This is a genomic window from Candidatus Chlorobium masyuteum (assembly GCF_011601315.1).
In the GTDB taxonomy this organism is placed as follows: Bacteria; Bacteroidota; Chlorobiia; order Chlorobiales; family Chlorobiaceae; genus Chlorobium; species Chlorobium masyuteum.
This window is the reverse complement of sequence record NZ_JAAORA010000002.1, coordinates 151,479-168,567: the sequence shown is the minus strand read 5'-3', so window position 1 is coordinate 168,567 and position 17,089 is coordinate 151,479. Positions and strand designations below refer to the sequence as shown.

Sequence of the window (17,089 nt, the reverse complement as noted above, 5' to 3'; positions counted from 1 at the left end):
GAATCTCGTCCTCACTCTTCATTCCATTCACCCATAGCACCAAATTTGTCTATACGGTCGTTGACAAGTTCTGCTGGCTCCTTCTTCAATAGGAGTGTCAGCTCCTCAATCAGCATCCCCTTAAGGGTTGCGGCCATCGCTTCCGGATCGGTATGGGCGCCTCCTACCGGTTCGGGAATAATGCGGTCGATGATTCCCTGTGCCAGAAGATCGGGTGCGGTAAGCTGCAGCGCTTCAGCCGCCTGCTCCTTGTAGTTCCAGCTTCTCCAGAGAATGGAGGAGCAGCTTTCGGGTGAGATTACCGAGTACCAGCTGTTCTCAGCCATGAGAATCCGGTTGCCTACACCAAGGCCTATTGCGCCTCCGCTGGCTCCTTCACCGATAATAACGCAGATAACCGGTACGGTCAGCTTCGCCATTTCAAACAGGTTGCGGGCAATTGCCTCAGCCTGCCCCCGCTCCTCGGCCTCGATGCCGGGAAAGGCGCCGGGTGTATCGATAAGGGTAATGACCGGTTTGCGGAACTTCTCGGCAAGCTTCATGAGCCGGAGTGCCTTTCGGTACCCTTCAGGCTGGGCCATACCGAAATTCCTGTAGACGTTGCTCTTGGTATCACGACCTTTCTGATGGCCGATAATCATGACCGGCTGGGAAAAACCTGTTGAAGGCTCTTCAATACGGGCAAAACCGCCGACGATTGCCTTGTCATCACTGAAATGACGATCCCCCGCCAACTCTACAAACCCATTGGTCATCATGTAGATATAGTCGAGCGTGTAGGGCCTTTCCGGATGGCGGGCAAGCTGCACCTTCTGCCAGCGTGTCAGATTTTTATAGATGGAACGGCGAAGCGCTTCAACTTTCAGTTCAAGAGCCTCAATCTCATGAGTGAGTACTCCGGTTTCTGACGGCGCCTGCTCCCTCGCACTGCTTCTGAGACACTCACGCATTTCGTTGAGTTTGGTTTCAAGCTCAACGACAGGTTTTTCAAAATCAAGGACAACTTTAGTAGCCATGGGGCAGTGTAATAGTGATAAAAAAAGCCCATCAAGCAGAGGCTCATGATGGGCTTTAAAAGATAGCAGAAATCAAAACCTTCAGAATCAACCGCCGACCTCTTCCTTCAAAGCTTTACCCGGCTTGAATTTTACAACTTTTTTTGCGGCAATGGTAATGGCTGCACCTGTCTGGGGATTGCGGCCCTGACGTTCAGCCCGGTCACCGGTTGTGAATGTTCCGAACCCGACAAGAGTGACATCATCACCCTGCTTCAAGGATCCTGTTACAACATTGATAAAAGCATTGACGGCACGCTCGGCATCGACTTTGGTCAGATTGGCCTGCTCGGCAATTTTCTCGACTAACTCAGCTTTTGACATAGGAGATATTTATTATTGTTAGGGTAATAATCAGCTTTTTTATCAACGTTACCAATTACGTGAATTTAAACAGTACCTTACAAACTTGCAATGGCTTTTTAGCTTTATCAGCCATTGCTTTGCAGGCGGTTTGTATTCGTCACGCGCTGTGTTATATTTAAGCTCTTTTGATTAAAAAAACCTAACCAAGCAAGACCTATTTTATCCGTCTTATGATTTCAATCAGTAACGTATCAAAAGGCTCCATAATCCGTTTCAAGGGTGAACCGCACAGCATAGAGAGTCTTGTCCACCGTACACCGGGAAACCTGCGTGCGTTTTACCAGGCAAACATGCGAAACCTGAAAACAGGACGCAACGTTGAATTCCGCTTCAGTGCAAGTGAATCCGTAGATGTGATCGTAACTGAACGCAAACAGTATCAGTACCTCTATCAGGATGGCACTGATTATGTCATGATGGACAACAACACCTTTGACCAGATCAATGTTCCGGAGCTCACCATCGGCTCCGGATCCCGTTTTTTGAAAGATGGCATCACGGTAACGATTGTGTTTTCCGATGATGGCGCGATTCTGAGTGTGGAACTTCCCACATTTGTTGAAGTGGAGGTGACGGAAACCAGCCCCGCATCAAAAGATGACCGGGCCACAAGCGGAACCAAACCGGCAATTGTGGAGACAGGAGCAGAGGTCAACGTGCCCATGTTCATCCAGATCGGCAGCGTGATTCGCGTCGACACCCGCACCGGCGAGTATATTGAAAGAGTAAAAAAATAACGGACTTTAATCGATTTAACAGGAAAAGCGTTTAATCCTTAAGTAGCATCATCATGAACCTTAACGAAATCAGGCAGCTTATTGAGATCGTCAATAGCTCGGATCTTCAGGAAACCATTATTGAGGAGGGGGATTTTAAAGTTACCCTCAGACGTTTTTCCTCAGCAGTAGTGCAACCCTCTGCTCCGGCAGTCGCAGCACCCTCAGCACCGGCTCCGTCAACCGCGGCTCCTCTTCAGACGGCAGCTCCGGCACCGGCAGCAGTGACAACTGAACCGATCTCCGGCCTTGTCGATGTCTGCTCACCGATAGTCGGCACCTACTATAAATCTCCTTCTCCCGATTCACCGGCATTTATTGCGGTTAACGACACTATTAAAAAAGGAGATGTTCTCTGCATTATTGAAGCCATGAAGCTGATGAACGAAATTGAGGCGGAAGTTTCCGGCACCATTGTTGAAATTCTTGTTGAAAACGGACAGGCTGTAGAGTACAACCAGCCCCTGTTCCGGGTTAAACCATAATCTTTGATCAAAAACAGCCTTGTTCAAGAAAATACTTGTAGCAAATCGCGGCGAAATTGCATTGCGTATTATGCAGACCTGTCGCGAAATGGGGATCAGTACGGTTGCTGTTTACTCAACAGTTGATGCTGAATCAATCCATGTCAAATACGCTGATGAAGCGGTCTGTATCGGACCGGCACTCTCCAGGGAGAGCTATCTGAACATACCCCGGATCATTGCAGCGGCTGAGGTGACCAATGCCGATGCCATTCATCCCGGTTACGGCTTCCTTGCTGAAAATGCTGATTTTGCCGAGGTGTGTGCTTCTGCAAACATCAAGTTTATCGGCCCGACGGCCAAAATGATCAACCAGATGGGTGACAAAAATACGGCCAAATCAACCATGATTGCCGCCGGAGTCCCCGTTGTTCCCGGAAGCCCCGGTCTGGTCACCGATCTGAAACAGGCAATAGAGACCGCTAAAAAAACCGGCTATCCGGTCATTATCAAGCCTACTGCCGGTGGCGGCGGAAAGGGCATGAGGGTTGTGACCGAGGAGAGCCAGCTTGAAAAAGCGCTCAACACCGCACGCAGTGAAGCCGAGCAGGCGTTCGGTAACAGCGGTGTCTATATCGAGAAGTATCTTGAAAATCCCCGCCACGTCGAGATCCAGATTCTCTCCGACCAACACGGCCACACCATCCATCTCGGTGAGCGCGACTGTACCGTTCAGCGCCGTCACCAGAAGCTTATTGAGGAGACCCCTTCACCGGCGGTTGACGATGCACTGAGAAAAAAAATGGGTGATGCCGCTGTAGCTGCAGCAAGGGCAATCAACTATGAGGGTGCCGGTACCATCGAGTTTCTGCTCGACAAACACCGCGACTTCTACTTCATGGAGATGAACACCCGTATCCAGGTCGAGCATCCGGTTACCGAAGAGCGCTACGATGTCGATATTGTCCGCGAGCAGATCGAAATTGCTGCCGGAGAGTCGATCGAGAACAGAAAATTCACTCCGAAAGGTCACTCCATTGAGTGCCGCATCAATGCCGAGGATCCGGAGCACATGTTCCGTCCATCTCCCGGTCAGCTTCAGGTCTTTCATACTCCCGGAGGACACGGCGTACGGGTCGATTCACACGCCTATGCAAGCTATGTTGTCCCCTCCAACTACGACTCCATGATCGCCAAGCTGATCGTGACCGCTCACACCCGTGATGAAGCCATCGCAAGGATGTCCCGAGCGCTTGACGAATTTATTGTTGTCGGAGTGAAAACCACCATACCGTTCCACAAGCAGGTAATGCACTCTCCGGTCTTCCAGAGCGGTGACTTTGATACCAGCTTTCTGGACACCTTCCGCTTCGAAAAAAAGTAGGAGAGCACGAAAAATGGACAATAAAAAAGGGAGACTCGCATCTCCCTTTTTTATTACTCATCTTTTGGCAACGCTTCCGAACTACACGTCAGAAGGCTCCGTTACCGCTTCACCCTCAGCACCCGGCGCTACTGCTACGGTATCCTGACCATCTCCGGTCAGCTTGATAGCCTTGTACTTTTTCAGTCCGGTACCGGCAGGGATCAGCTTGCCGACAATGACGTTCTCTTTGAGTCCGGCAAGGAAATCAACCTTACCTGCAACCGCTGCATCGGTCAGAACCTTGGTGGTCTCCTGGAACGATGCGGCCGAAATAACACTCTCGGTCTGCAATGCTGCACTGGTAATACCAAGCAGAACCGGATGAGAGGTCGCCTGAAGGGCCGGCTCAAAAGCGATCATGGTTTTGGTGTTCTTGCGCAGCTCACGGTTAAGCTTGGCGATGTCACGCATCTTGTGGAGCTGGGTATCCTGAATTCTGGCCGGAGCATCACCTTTCTCGGTAATGCGTACCTTCTCGGAAACACCCTCGTTGGCATCCATAAAGGCACTCCGGTCAATCAGGTCACCGGGGAGCAGCTCGGTATCACCGGGCTCTTCAACCCGAACCTTCTGAAGCATCTGGCGCACAATAACCTCAAGATGCTTGTCATTGATCTCAACACCGGCATTGATCTGGTAGACCTTCTGGATCTCGTTGACGAGATACTGCTGTACGGCATTGGGACCCTGAATCCTCAGAATGTCCTGCGGTGATACCGCTCCATCGGTCAGCGGATCGCCGGCCTTGACCTCATCACCCTCATTGGCAAGCACATGCTTGCCAACCTGTACATAGTATACCTTCTCTTCACCAAAGTCGTTCTTGACCTTGATCTCCTTGCTGCTTCTGCGCTGGGAACCGAAGCTGACATAACCGTCAATTTCAGTAACAATGGCAGGATCGGTAGGAATTCGGGCCTCAAACAGCTCGGTAACCTTCGGCAGACCGGCGGTAATATCGCCACCGACACGATCAAGATTTCTCGGAACCTTGGCCATGATATCACCCGGAACGATCTTCTGGCCATCCTCAACATAGAGGTTGGACTTGATCGGCACAGGGTAGGTCTTTTTAACTTCACCGTTACCGTCCACAATCAGGAGGCGTGGCTCCCTGGTTTCGGTCGCTCTCAATTTTGAACGCCAGTTGATAATGGTGTGCTGGGCAAAACCGGTCTGGGGATCAACCTCTTCCTTGTAGGTGACACCCTTCTCGATATCGGCAAATTTTATAAATCCCGGCTGTTCGGCAATAATCTGCGTACTGTTCGGTTCGCTGCTGAAGAGCACCTGGTCTTTTTTGACCAGTGAACCGTTTTCACAGTTGAGATGCGCGCCATGCGGAACCTGGTAGCGCTTGAGAATTTTGCCGGTTTCAGGATCGGCAATATTGATCTTGCCGTTTTTCTGAATAACAATCGAGCGGATATCCTCAACACCGTCTTCGTTGATTGCGCTGTGCTGGACACTTTTGATATCCTCGAACTGAACCTGGCCTTCATAGAATGCCTTGGTCTCGGTTTCGGAGATACCGCCCTGCGCCGTACCGCCCTGGTGGAAGGTACGAAGCGTAAGCTGTGTTCCAGGTTCACCGATCGACTGCGCGGCAATAACGCCGACAGCCTCTCCGATCTCAACAATTTCGTGTACCGAAAGGTTTGTGCCGTAGCACTTGGAGCAGATACCGATCTTGGCCTCACAGGTGAGAACCGAACGGATCTCCGCCTCTTCGACACCGGCGGTCTCCTGTATCAGCTCGGCAAGCTCTTCAGTAATAATCTCTCCGGAGCGGACAACCACCGTATTGTTCAGGGTATCGACAATATCGCGGGCGGCTACTCGTCCCTTGATCTTCTCACGGAACTTGATCTGACCGCTGGTCTCCTCCTCAATATTGCGGTGGACATAGAGACCACGGGTGGTTCCGCAATCCTCCATGGTAACAATAACATCCTGTGCCACATCGTGCAGCCTTCTGGTCAGATAACCGGCATCGGCTGTTTTCAGCGATGTATCGGAAAGACCCTTACGGGCACCGTGCGTGGAGATGAAGTACTCAAGAACCGTAAGACCCTCCTTGAGGTTCGAGATAATCGGATTTTCAATGATCTCACCCGGCTGACCCGACATCGACTTCTGGGGACGGGCAATAAGACCTCTCATACCGGTCAGCTGACGTACCTGCTCCCTGGAACCTCGGGCTCCGGAATCAAGCATCATATAGAGCGGATTGAAACCTTCGCGATCCTTCTTCAGCTTCTGGTAGGACTCCTCTGCAACGATATTGGAGGTTTTCTGCCAGACGTCAACAATCTGGTTGTAGCGCTCGTTATCCGTCAGGGTTCCACGGTTGTACTCCTTGACAACCTTGGTGCTGTCACGCTGGGCACTCTTGATATGCCTGGCCTTGGTATCCGGCACAATAGCATCGGAAAGGCCGACAGAGAGACCGCCCTTCATGGCATAGTGGAAACCGACCTCCTTGATATTGTCAAGGAATTTGGCGGTCTCAACGTTACCGACTTCGCTGCTCAGCCTTCCGATCAGCTCCTTGGCAACCTTTTTATCGATAACGCGGTTGATAAAGCCGATCTCTTCTGGTACATGACGGTTGAAGATAACCCTGCCGACGGTAGTCAGCAGCACGGCCTTCTTTTCAATCTGTGCCTTAAGCCAGATATTCTTTTCCGTCTTCGGTTCAACAAGGGTATCAAGCACCCGGATCGGATCGAACTTCTGATCGATCTGGCCGGAGTACTGGACAAAGATCTGGGCATGCAGCCCGACGCGCTCTTCATTGTGTGCAATCAGCACATCTTCAGCACTGTAGAATATCTGCCCCTCGCCGAAATCTCCGGGGCGGGACTTGGTCAGATAGTACATACCGAGTACCATGTCCTGTGAAGGAACGGTAACCGGTTTTCCTGACTGCGGCAGAATAAGGTTATGTGACGAAAGCATGAGCAGTGATGCCTCAAGCTGCGCCTCCTGCGAAAGCGGAATATGCACAGCCATCTGGTCACCGTCAAAGTCAGCGTTGAATGCCGTACAGACGAGCGGATGGATCTGGATAGCCTTGCCTTCAATCAGCACCGGCTGGAAGGCCTGAATACCGAGACGGTGAAGGGTAGGTGCCCTGTTGAGCAGCACCGGACGACCGTCAATGACCTTTTCAAGCACATCCCAGACAATAGGATCCTTTTTATCGATCAGCTTCTTGGCTGATTTGACCGATTTGGCAATACCGCGGTCAACAAGACGGCGGATAACAAAAGGCTGGAAGAGCTCGATTGCCATACTTTTCGGCAGACCGCACTCATGCAGCTTCAACTCCGGACCGACAACGATAACCGAACGACCGGAGTAGTCAACACGTTTTCCAAGCAGGTTCTGGCGGAAGCGGCCCTGCTTGCCCTTCAGGGCATCGGAGAGCGACTTCAGCGGCCTGTTGGACTCACCGGTTTTTACGGCGTTGGCCTTGCGGGAGTTGTCAAAGAGTGCATCAACCGCTTCCTGGAGCATTCTCTTTTCATTACGGAGAATAACCTCGGGAGCGCGGATATCGATCAGCTTCTTCAGGCGGTTGTTCCGGATGATAACCCGGCGGTAGAGATCGTTGAGATCTGACGTAGCAAACCGTCCACCCTCAAGCGGAACGAGCGGACGAAGTTCCGGCGGGATAACCGGTACAACCTCCATCACCATATATTCCGGTTTGTTACCCTCATAGACATAGGGTTCCGGCAACTCGTCTTCAGGAAAAAGCCCCTGCGGTTTTTTGCGGCTCTTCTTGTGCGGTTCGTAACTTTTTCTGAACGCCTCGACAACTTTAAGACGCTTGAGCGCATCGGCCCGCTTCTGCTCGGAGCTGCTCTCCTTGAGCACTTTGCGCAGATGCACCGCAGTGGTGTCGAGATCAATATTTCTGAGGAGGAGATGAATTGCCTCTCCGCCCATCTTGGCAACAAACTTGTCAGGATCGCTATCATCAAGATCCTGATTATCTTCATATTCGGTGATAATCTGGAAATACTGCTCTTCGGTCAGACGATCAAGCTTCTTGATCCCCTGTTTCTCTCCGGGCTCGCCGGGATTGATCACCACATAGACCTCATAGTAGATGATCCTCTCAAGCTCCTTGGTAGAGAGATCGAGCAGTGCGCCGATCTTGCTCGGAACCGAACGGAAAAACCAGGTATGCACAACAGGCACCGCAAGGGAGATATGACCCATGCGCTCCCTGCGGACACTTTTGGTGGTGACTTCAACGCCGCAGCGATCACAGATGATCCCTTTATAGCGAACGCGCTTGTATTTGCCGCAGTAGCACTCCCAATCCTTGGTAGGTCCGAAAATCTTCTCGCACATCAGGCCGTCACGTTCCGGCTTGAAGGTACGGTAGTTGATTGTTTCCGGCTTGAGTACCTCACCCCTTGAGTGTGCAAGAATGCTCTCGGGTGATGCGATACTGAACTTTATCCTTGAAAAATCACCTTTAAGCGGCGATGCTCCCTGTGAAAAAATCATAGTCTATATTCCTTGTTAAACGACTCTTTTTAACGTCCATTAATGATGTACACGCCAAATAAACACATTACTAAGGAACCCTGTCGTCAATACGAATCTCAAGACCAAGTCCCTGCAGCTCCCTGATAAGAACGTTGAATGATTCAGGGATACCCGGCTCTGGCAGGTTCTGGCCTTTAACAATTGCCTCATAGGTTTTGTTACGGCCGATCACATCATCGGATTTGACCGTAAGCATCTCCCTGAGAATATTGGCTGCACCGTATGCCTCAAGAGCCCAGACCTCCATTTCACCGAACCGCTGACCACCGAACTGCGCCTTTCCTCCGAGCGGCTGCTGGGTAATGAGCGAGTATGGACCGGTTGAACGGGCATGGATCTTGTCATCGACAAGATGGCTCAGTTTAAGCATATAGATGTAGCCCACCGTCACTTCATCATCAAAGCGCTCGCCGGTACGGCCGTCAAACAGACTCACTTTTCCGTGAGCCGGAAGACCGGCTTTTTCCAGCTGCTGCTGTACCTCTTCGTAGGTGGCACCATTGAAAATCGGTGTCTTGAACTTGACGCCGAGCTTTTTGGCGGCCCATCCGAGCGAGGTTTCATAGAGCTGACCGATATTCATACGACTCGGTACACCAAGCGGGTTGAGCACAATGTCAACCGGGGTACCGTCAGCCATGAACGGCATATCCTCAATCGGCAGAATTTTACCGACAACGCCCTTGTTTCCGTGGCGTCCGGCCATCTTGTCACCAACCTGGATCTTTCTTTTCTGGGCGATATAGACCTTTGCAAGCTCTTCGATTCCAGGAGGAAGTTCGTCGCCCACATTGATCTTGTATTTTTCGTTTTCGCGCTCGTCACTCAGATCCTTAAGCTTGAAGCGGAACTCCTTGACAAGACGGAGAACATTTTCGTTGACTTTTTCAGACGCGGTCAGCCCCTTGGTAAAGTCAATCGACTCGAGGAACGGCATGCTGCTGAATTTTGCAAGCAGCGCATCGTCAAACGCGGAGCCCTCGGCAATAAGAACCTTGCCCTTGTCGCTGTTGACGGCAATTGATACCGCGCCCTCAAGGTGCTGCTTCAGCCATTTGGCAAAGCGCTTGCGCAGATCAAACTCCCTGCTGTCAAATCGTTTGTCAACCGCCTCAAGCTTCTCCTTGACATCCATGCCGACCTTTTTCTTGCGGCTGAAGAGCTTGGTCTTGATGACAATACCCTTCATACCTGCAGGCACATGCATGGATGCATCCTTGACATCACTGGATTTGTCGCCGAAAATAGCCCGGAGGAGCTTCTCTTCCGGCGTCGGATCGCTCTCGCCTTTCGGGGTGATCTTGCCGACCAGGATATCCCGCTCCTTGACCTCTGCGCCGAGACGGACAATACCGTTCTCGTCAAGATTACGGAGCGCATCCTCACTGACATTATAGATGTCACGGGTAAACTGCTCTTCACCGCGCTTGGTATCGCGAACGTTGGCTTCAAATTCATGAACATGAATCGAGGTAAAGACATCGTCATAGACAAGCCTTTCACTCAGAATGATAGCATCCTCAAAGTTGTAGCCACGCCATGGCATGAAGGCTACCAGAACATTTTTGCCGAGAGCCAGCTCACCGTGATCGGTTGAGGAACTGTCGGCAAGAACCGACCCTTTTTCAACCCGGTTGCCGATATGCACCATCGGCTTCTGGGAGATACAGGTATCCTGGTTCGAGCGCTTGAACTTGATCAGCTTGTAGGTTTTAAGGCCTTCATCAGGATCAAGAAGCGACAGACGGACATCATTTTCAACACTGATATCGTAGCGTACCTGTACATATTCAGCCGTAACATCTTCAACAACACCGGTTCCCTCGGCAACAATAACCGAGCGGGAGTCGCGTGCAACCTTGCCCTCCATGCCGGTTCCAACAACCGGAGCTTCGGAGGTGAGGAGCGGAACCGCCTGGCGCTGCATGTTTGCACCCATCAGTGCACGGTTACCGTCATCATGCTCAAGGAAGGGAATAAGTGCCGCTGCCGCACTGACAATCTGAACCGGAGAGACGTCCATATAGTTGACATCCTCGGCTGCAACAACGGGATAGTCACCCTTTGTCCTGGCCTGAACCGTCTCAAGAGCGATTCTGTTATTGGCGTCGAGCGGAACACTGACCGGAACGGTGATCTTGTTCTCCTCATCTTCAGCCGAAAGCATCAGCACGGTGCCGGTTACCTGACCCTTCTCGACAACGCGGTAGGGGGTCTGGATAAAGCCTTTGTCATTGATCTCCGCATAGACCGAGAGCGACGAGATCAGACCGATATTGGGACCTTCCGGTGTTTCAATCGGGCAGAGCCTTCCGTAGTGGGTGTAGTGAACGTCACGAACCTCGAAACCTGCACGCTCTCTGGTAAGACCGCCCGGTCCAAGTGCTGAAACCCTTCTCTTGTTGGTCATTTCAGCCAGAGGATTGGTCTGGTCCATAAACTGGGAGAGCTGACTGGTCGCAAAGAAGCTTGATACAACGCTTGATACGGTTCTTGCGTTGATCAGGTCTGCCGGAGCGATCTTGTCGGAGTCACGTGAATTGAGCTTTTCACGGACATTCTTGCCCATGCGGGCAAGTCCGATGACAAACTGGGCGGCAAGCTGCTCACCGACCGAACGAACACGACGGTTCGCAAGGTGATCGACATCATCAACTTCGGCCAGGCCGTTGACAAGATTGATGAGGTAGTAGATAACCGAGATAATATCATAATGCGTGAGAACCAGAATATCCTCACCGACAGGTTCATCGGAAAAGGATTGAATGGTCTGCAGAATTTTATCGTAGATGGTATCCGAAAGCTTCTTCAGCTCGGGTTTGCCCGCCAGATAGGTGTCAAGCTCTTCAAACTCACGACCGAGCTTTTTCTTGATCCTGTAACGGCCGACATCACCCAGATCATACTTTTTCTGGTTGAAGAAGGTGCGCTCAAGGAAGCTTCTGGCTGCATCAATATCGGGAGCCTCATTGGCCCTGAGCTCTTCGTAGACAATTTCAAGTGCCTCTTCCTCAGTCGCGGAGCTGTCATTGAGGATGGTATTGATGATGATCGACTTGTCCTTGCCTTTGTCACCGCCGGCAAAGCTCTTCATCACCTTGACGCTCTTGTAGCCTGCGGCAAGAATCTGCTCGAAGATCTCCTCCGTGATCGCGGTTCGTGCACTGACAACCTCGCCGGTCTGCATATCGACGATATCGGAAGCCAGATACTGACCGACAAGCTGCTCCTTTTTGCCTGCTTTCAGAGGCACCTCTTCAACGAGGTCAAAGAGACCGAGTATATCCTCGTCCCTTGTAAAGCCTATGGCGCGCAGAAGTGCACTGACCAGAAAGTTCTTTTTCTGGTCGATATAGACGAAAATCTGATTATTGATATCGGTCTGGAACTCGATCCAGGAGCCTCTGGTCGGCACAATCTTGGCCGAATACATTTTTTTACCGTTCGGATGAACCGCCTCACTGAATACCACACCCGGAGAGCGGTGAAGCTGGGCAACGACTACACGCTCGGCGCCATTGACAATAAAGGTACCCCGCTCGGTCATAAAGGGGATTCTGCCGAGGTATACCTCCTGCTGAATCGTCTCCTTCCAGTCGGTCTCATCCGGCTCGTCCTTGTAGGAGAGCTTGAGTTTGACTTTCAGCGATACATCATAGGTCAGACCCCGTTCAATACAATCCTCAACGGTGTATTTGGGTTTGTCAAAGCTGTATGAGATATACTCAAGCAGATAGAGCCCTCTGGTATCGGTAATAGGAAAAGCGCTGCGTAGAACCCGTTCAAGGCCCTGATCCTTTCTCTTTGCGAGCGGAACGCTATCCTGGAGGAAATTATGAAATGAATCTAACTGAACTTTTAATAAGTCGGGCGGCTCTATTATACTTTGGATTTTGGAAAAGTCAATACAGGGTGTTGTCGCATCAGCCACTTTCACATGCACCTCGCTTTTATCAATTGCATGAATTACTTACAGATTAAGTCAGAACAAAGCTCCACAGAAACTCTGCCGGTCGCATAAACAGCCGGTTTATCTTAATCGTATCATCACAGGAACTATCATCTCAACAGAACTTATACAAACGGACAAAGCTCCGTTTCAGATCGAAACGGAGCTTGCTGTAGTAATGACTCTTTTCAAAGATTACTTCAACTCAACAGATGCGCCGGCGTCTTTCAACTCTTTGGCGATTTTTTCAGCTTCATCTTTCGATACAGCTTCCTTAACCGTCTTCGGTGCACCGTCAACAAGATCCTTGGCCTCTTTCAGTCCAAGACCGGTGATAGCACGGACAACCTTGATAACATTGATCTTGCTTTCGCCTGCTGCGGTCAGCACAACGTCAAACTCGGTCTGCTCTTCTTTTGCCGGAGCGTCAGAAGGAGCGGCAGCAGCAACACCAGCCACAGCGACAGGAGCTGCACTTACGCCGAACTTTGTTTCCAGAGCCTTAACCAGTTCAGAAGCCTCTGTAAGCGTCAACTTACCAATTTCCTCTACAAGTGTTTCGATAGACATTATTCCCCTCTCTTGTTTAATTTACAATTATGATAATTTCTGAGTGCGTAATAGTTTGGTTGTACCGTTACTGCTTCTGCTTGGCTACCTGGTCAAGAACCGACACCAGATTCCTTGCAATCGCATTAACAACGATCGGCACAGAACTGACAACATTGTTGATCAATCCGGCTGCACGACCGACATTTTCCGTCTTGGTCAGCATTTCAGAGAGCGCTGGCAGCGAATCCGCGCCAAAAACAACTCCATCGATTGCCGCCATCTTGAACTTCAGCATTTCGTTGGTTTTGCTGAACTTTCTGATGACTTTGGCGGGAGCAAGCGGATCATCATATCCAAATGCAACAGCTGTTGTGCTTTTCAGACCGGCGGCAAGCTTGTCAGCTCCCTCCAGATCCTTCAGCGCTTTCTTAATGAGTGTGTTCTTGACAACACGGTACTCAACACCGACTTTTCTGAACTCACCGCGAAGCTCCGCCATTTTCGCCACGCTCAATCCCTGGAATTCCGTCAGATATATACCCTGTGAGCGGTTGACCTTCACAGTTACATCCTGAACGATCTGCTCTTTTCTATCTCGCTTCATTCGTATAAACCGTTTTTATTAGGCGACAAATTTTTCCTTTTTAACCTTCACGCTCGGGGACATGGTGCTTGAAAGCGCTATTCCCTGGACATACTGACCCTTGGCTGCCGATGGCTTCAGGCGAACAATCTCCCGGAGGAAACTGTTGATATTGACTACCAGCTCATCAGAACCGAAAGAGACCTTTCCGACCGGAGCATGAACATTTCCGGCTTTATCAACCCTGAATTCGATTTTACCAGCCTTGACATCCTTGACCGCCTTGGCCACATCCATGGTGACGGTTCCGGACTTGGGATTCGGCATCAAACCGCGTGGTCCGAGAATTTTTGCAACCTTGCCAAGCTGGCCCATAACGTCGGGAGTGGCAATAATAACATCAACACCTGTCCATCCTTCCTGGATTTTCTCGATATACTCCTCAAACCCGACCATGTCAGCACCGGCCTCTTTTGCCTCCTCAACCTTGGCCTCTTTACAGACAACCAGAACAGAAACCGTTTTGCCGGTTCCGTGCGGAAGCATAACCGTACCACGAACAACCTGATCAGCATGACGAGGGTCAACGCCGAGCTTTACCGCGATATCGATAGTCGCATTGAACTTCGAATCGGTAATCTCCTTTACCTTCTCCACAGCATCACCGAGATCGTACTCAAGGAGACGATCAACCTTCAACGCTGCATTTCTGTATTTTTTTCCAGCCATTGTTTATCTCTTGAAAAGTGGTAAAAAAAGCGGCCTTTGAGGGCCTCCCACAACCTTGAACCTAAAAAATATCAACCCTCGACAACGATCCCCATACTTCTTGCTGTACCGGCAATCATCTCCTCGGCACCTCTGAGATCAACCGCATTGAGATCGGGCATCTTCAGCTCGGCTATTCTGCGAACCTGCTCACGCGATACCGTTCCAACCTTGTTGCGGTTCGGCTCGCCGGAACCCTTTTTCAGCTGTGCCTCTTTAAGAAGCAGAACAGCAGCCGGAGGGGTTTTGGTGATAAACGTGAACGACTTGTCAGAATACACCGTAATCACCACAGGAATGATCATTCCCGATTCAGACTGGGTCTTTGCATTGAACTGCTTGCAAAACTCCATGATATTGACACCCTTCTGACCGAGAGCGGGACCTACAGGAGGAGCGGGATTTGCTGCACCAGCGGGGATCTGAAGCTTGATAAAGCCGATTACCTTTTTTGCCATAATCTATTTCTATTCAGAAGCTTAAATTACTTAAGCCCTATTATTGGGAAACTGACTTAACCTGTGAAAAATCAAGCTCTGTGGGCGTGCTGCGACCAAAGAAACTTATCATAACCTTAACCTTCATCCTCTCGGTGCATACCTCATGGACAACCCCGGTAAGCGAACTGAACGGACCGTCTATAACCTTGACAGAATCGCCAACCTTGAACGGCGACTCAATAATCGAGCGGTGCTCAATCGTGTTCTCCGGCTCCAGAATCTTCTCGACCTCATCAGGACGGAGCGGGATCGGATTATCATCCACACCCAGAAAACCCATCACGGAAGGAATATCGAGAATCAGATTTCTTGTCTGCTTGTCAAGCACAGCTTCGATAAGCACATATCCCGGAAAGGCGTTCTTGGTAAGACTTCTTTTTTTACCGTTCTTGACCTCCACAAAGCGCTCATAGGGAACATAGACCTGCAGAATCTTGTCGGCAAGATTACAACGAGCCACCTCAGCATCTATACCCTCTTTCACCTTGCGCTCATGGCCAGAATAAATCCTGAGTGCATACCAGCGTGCAACCGGAACACCCTGAATATCGACTTCCTTTTTTCTTGCGCTCATCAATTCACCTTAACTCTGTTTCTTACAATAACTTTCCCATAACGAAATTTATGACCCAGTCGACAAGAAACGTAAACAAGGCAAGTATACCTGAAACCGTCAGCACGACAATCGTCAAATCCTTTATCTCTTCCTTGCCCGGCCAGACAACCTTCCGCATCTCATTGATCACATCGCGATAATACTGGCCCGCTTTACCGATATAATTACTCATGAATAAGAATCCGGAATAAACTACAGTGATATACCTCTCTTCATGCACGTCAGGAGGGAATCGAACCCCCAACCTGCGGTTTTGGAGACCGCTGCTCTACCAATTAAGCTACTGACGTATCCAACAAAACCCCAAGAACCTGAGCTGATGATCGGACTTGAACCGATGACCTCTTCCTTACCAAGGAAGTGCTCTACCGACTGAGCTACATCAGCATAACACACGAAAAAAGAGTGTGGGTAGGGGAGGATTCGAACCTCCGAAGACATAGTCGACAGATTTACAGTCTGTTGCGTTTAACCACTTCGCTACCTACCCGATAATCCAGAGCTGGTGATGGGACTCGAACCCGCAACCTGCTGATTACAAATCAGCTGCTCTACCAATTGAGCTACACCAGCAGCTCTTTCAAAAAACAGGGCAGGTAATATACTGAGCGATTTCAATTATACAAAGAAAAAAGGAATAATTTATCTATCACTCCTTATCCCTGCAAAAAAACCAGCAAGCCCTATTGCCATCCCTCTGGAAGCGACCCTCTGGGAGTAGACCAGAAACCTGTCAAGCAGGGTGGGATAGACAAGCATCCTGTTTTTCATCAAGCCTTTAATTGCCGCTTCAACAACAACTTCCGGCTTGCAAACCGGCAGACGTATCTGCGTCCGGTTATGACCGGAATGTTCAAAAATAGCGGTATCAGTGAAGCCCGGACAAACCGCGGTAACACTGATTCCACTCTTTTTCAGCTCAGCATGAAGTGCTTCGGAGAGGGTTATAATAAATGACTTCGTCGCAGAATAGAGTCCGAGACCCGGAACGCCCTGAAATCCGGCCAGTGAGGCAATATTCATAATTGCGCCCTGTTTTCTCTGCACCATATCGGGCAGAAAGAGCCTGGTGAGTTTCGCCAGCGTCAGCATATTGACCATTACGATCTCATCCAGCTTTTCCTCCGGGATGTCACTGAAATCACCGGCACGCGAAAGCCCGGCACAGTTAATGAGCAGATCGACCTCGGTATGGCGGAGGTGGCAAAACTCAAGGATTCGTTCGGGGCTCCCGGGGTCACGCAGATCGGCAGGAAAGACCTCAACCCTGATACCGCAGCTCCGGCGAAGTTCTTCAGCCAGCATATGCATGGCGTCGGCTGAACGGGCGACAAGCACAAGATTTCGGCCTCTTTTGGCAAATTCACGGGCAAAGAGCGCTCCTATACCCATGGATGCACCGGTAATCAGCACATAACGCAGGGAACAATCCGCAGCAAAGGGATTATAGGGCGGCATAGCCATG

At 50.4% G+C, this 17,089-nt stretch carries 14 protein-coding genes and 4 tRNA genes; 3 read left to right on the top strand and 15 right to left on the bottom strand.

Translation table 11 applies throughout. The features are described from left to right. Window positions 1-11: 11 nt before the first annotated feature. Together G9409_RS04370 and G9409_RS04365 are read right to left on the bottom strand one after the other, a co-directional pair. Window positions 12-1,016, bottom strand: a complete 1,005-nt coding sequence (locus tag G9409_RS04370; protein ID WP_166807605.1) for an acetyl-CoA carboxylase carboxyltransferase subunit alpha — start codon at window positions 1,014-1,016, stop codon at window positions 12-14. An 87-nt stretch (window positions 1,017-1,103) separates the two neighbouring features. Next, window positions 1,104-1,379, bottom strand: a complete 276-nt coding sequence (locus tag G9409_RS04365; protein ID WP_166807604.1) for an HU family DNA-binding protein — start codon at window positions 1,377-1,379, stop codon at window positions 1,104-1,106. A 212-nt stretch (window positions 1,380-1,591) separates the two neighbouring features. On the opposite strand from G9409_RS04365, the gene efp reads away from it, so the two are divergent. The 3 genes from efp to accC are packed head-to-tail and all read left to right on the top strand — an operon-like array spanning window position 1,592 to window position 4,045. Next, complete coding sequence (gene efp / locus G9409_RS04360) at window positions 1,592-2,158, top strand: elongation factor P (RefSeq protein ID WP_006366133.1); 567 nt, start codon at window positions 1,592-1,594, stop codon at window positions 2,156-2,158. Window positions 2,159-2,211: 53 nt separating this feature from the next. After that, the gene (gene accB / locus G9409_RS04355; protein ID WP_166807603.1) at window positions 2,212-2,682 is read left to right on the top strand and encodes an acetyl-CoA carboxylase biotin carboxyl carrier protein; all 471 of its coding nucleotides are present in this window, start codon (window positions 2,212-2,214) and stop codon (window positions 2,680-2,682) included. Window positions 2,683-2,701: 19 nt separating this feature from the next. Then, window positions 2,702-4,045: an acetyl-CoA carboxylase biotin carboxylase subunit gene (gene accC / locus G9409_RS04350; RefSeq protein ID WP_166807602.1), complete on the top strand. Its 1,344-nt coding sequence runs from the start codon at window positions 2,702-2,704 to the stop codon at window positions 4,043-4,045. Between the two features lie 81 nt (window positions 4,046-4,126). Here the strand turns inward: accC and rpoC are convergent, their stop codons facing one another. The 13 genes from rpoC to G9409_RS04285 all read right to left on the bottom strand — a co-directional run bounded on the left by rpoC (window position 4,127) and on the right by G9409_RS04285 (window position 17,088). Continuing rightward, window positions 4,127-8,614 (bottom strand): DNA-directed RNA polymerase subunit beta', encoded by a 4,488-nt coding sequence (rpoC, locus tag G9409_RS04345; RefSeq protein ID WP_166807601.1) that lies wholly within the window; start codon window positions 8,612-8,614, stop codon window positions 4,127-4,129. 70 nt (window positions 8,615-8,684) lie between these two features. Beyond that, a complete protein-coding gene (gene rpoB, locus G9409_RS04340; protein ID WP_166808026.1) occupies window positions 8,685-12,587 on the bottom strand; it encodes a DNA-directed RNA polymerase subunit beta in 3,903 nt (1,300 codons plus the stop codon). A 213-nt stretch (window positions 12,588-12,800) separates the two neighbouring features. After that, a complete protein-coding gene (gene rplL, locus G9409_RS04335) occupies window positions 12,801-13,175 on the bottom strand; it encodes a 50S ribosomal protein L7/L12 (protein WP_006366138.1) in 375 nt (124 codons plus the stop codon). Window positions 13,176-13,242: 67 nt separating this feature from the next. Beyond that, window positions 13,243-13,761 carry a 50S ribosomal protein L10 gene (gene rplJ, locus G9409_RS04330; protein WP_166807600.1) on the bottom strand — a complete coding sequence of 173 codons (519 nt, stop codon included), beginning with the start codon at window positions 13,759-13,761 and terminating at the stop codon, window positions 13,243-13,245. 18 nt (window positions 13,762-13,779) lie between these two features. After that, a complete protein-coding gene (gene rplA, locus G9409_RS04325; protein WP_166807599.1) occupies window positions 13,780-14,469 on the bottom strand; it encodes a 50S ribosomal protein L1 in 690 nt (229 codons plus the stop codon). A gap of 71 nt (window positions 14,470-14,540) precedes the next feature. After that, window positions 14,541-14,966, bottom strand: coding sequence for a 50S ribosomal protein L11 (gene rplK, locus G9409_RS04320; RefSeq protein ID WP_166807598.1), 426 nt, complete (start codon window positions 14,964-14,966; stop codon window positions 14,541-14,543). Window positions 14,967-15,006: 40 nt separating this feature from the next. Next, on the bottom strand, window positions 15,007-15,582 hold the full coding sequence (gene nusG / locus G9409_RS04315) for a transcription termination/antitermination protein NusG (protein WP_166807597.1): 576 nt from the start codon (window positions 15,580-15,582) through the stop codon (window positions 15,007-15,009). Window positions 15,583-15,604: 22 nt separating this feature from the next. Then, on the bottom strand, window positions 15,605-15,796 hold the full coding sequence (gene secE, locus G9409_RS04310; RefSeq protein WP_006367345.1) for a preprotein translocase subunit SecE: 192 nt from the start codon (window positions 15,794-15,796) through the stop codon (window positions 15,605-15,607). A 45-nt stretch (window positions 15,797-15,841) separates the two neighbouring features. Beyond that, window positions 15,842-15,914: transfer RNA gene (locus G9409_RS04305), tRNA-Trp, on the bottom strand. 24 nt (window positions 15,915-15,938) lie between these two features. Further along, window positions 15,939-16,011: transfer RNA gene (locus G9409_RS04300), tRNA-Thr, on the bottom strand. Window positions 16,012-16,032: 21 nt separating this feature from the next. After that, window positions 16,033-16,114: transfer RNA gene (locus G9409_RS04295), tRNA-Tyr, on the bottom strand. Between the two features lie 10 nt (window positions 16,115-16,124). Next, window positions 16,125-16,197: transfer RNA gene (locus tag G9409_RS04290), tRNA-Thr, on the bottom strand. A 69-nt stretch (window positions 16,198-16,266) separates the two neighbouring features. Continuing rightward, the gene (locus tag G9409_RS04285; RefSeq protein ID WP_166807596.1) at window positions 16,267-17,088 is read right to left on the bottom strand and encodes an SDR family NAD(P)-dependent oxidoreductase; all 822 of its coding nucleotides are present in this window, start codon (window positions 17,086-17,088) and stop codon (window positions 16,267-16,269) included. Window position 17,089: the final 1 nt, after the last annotated feature.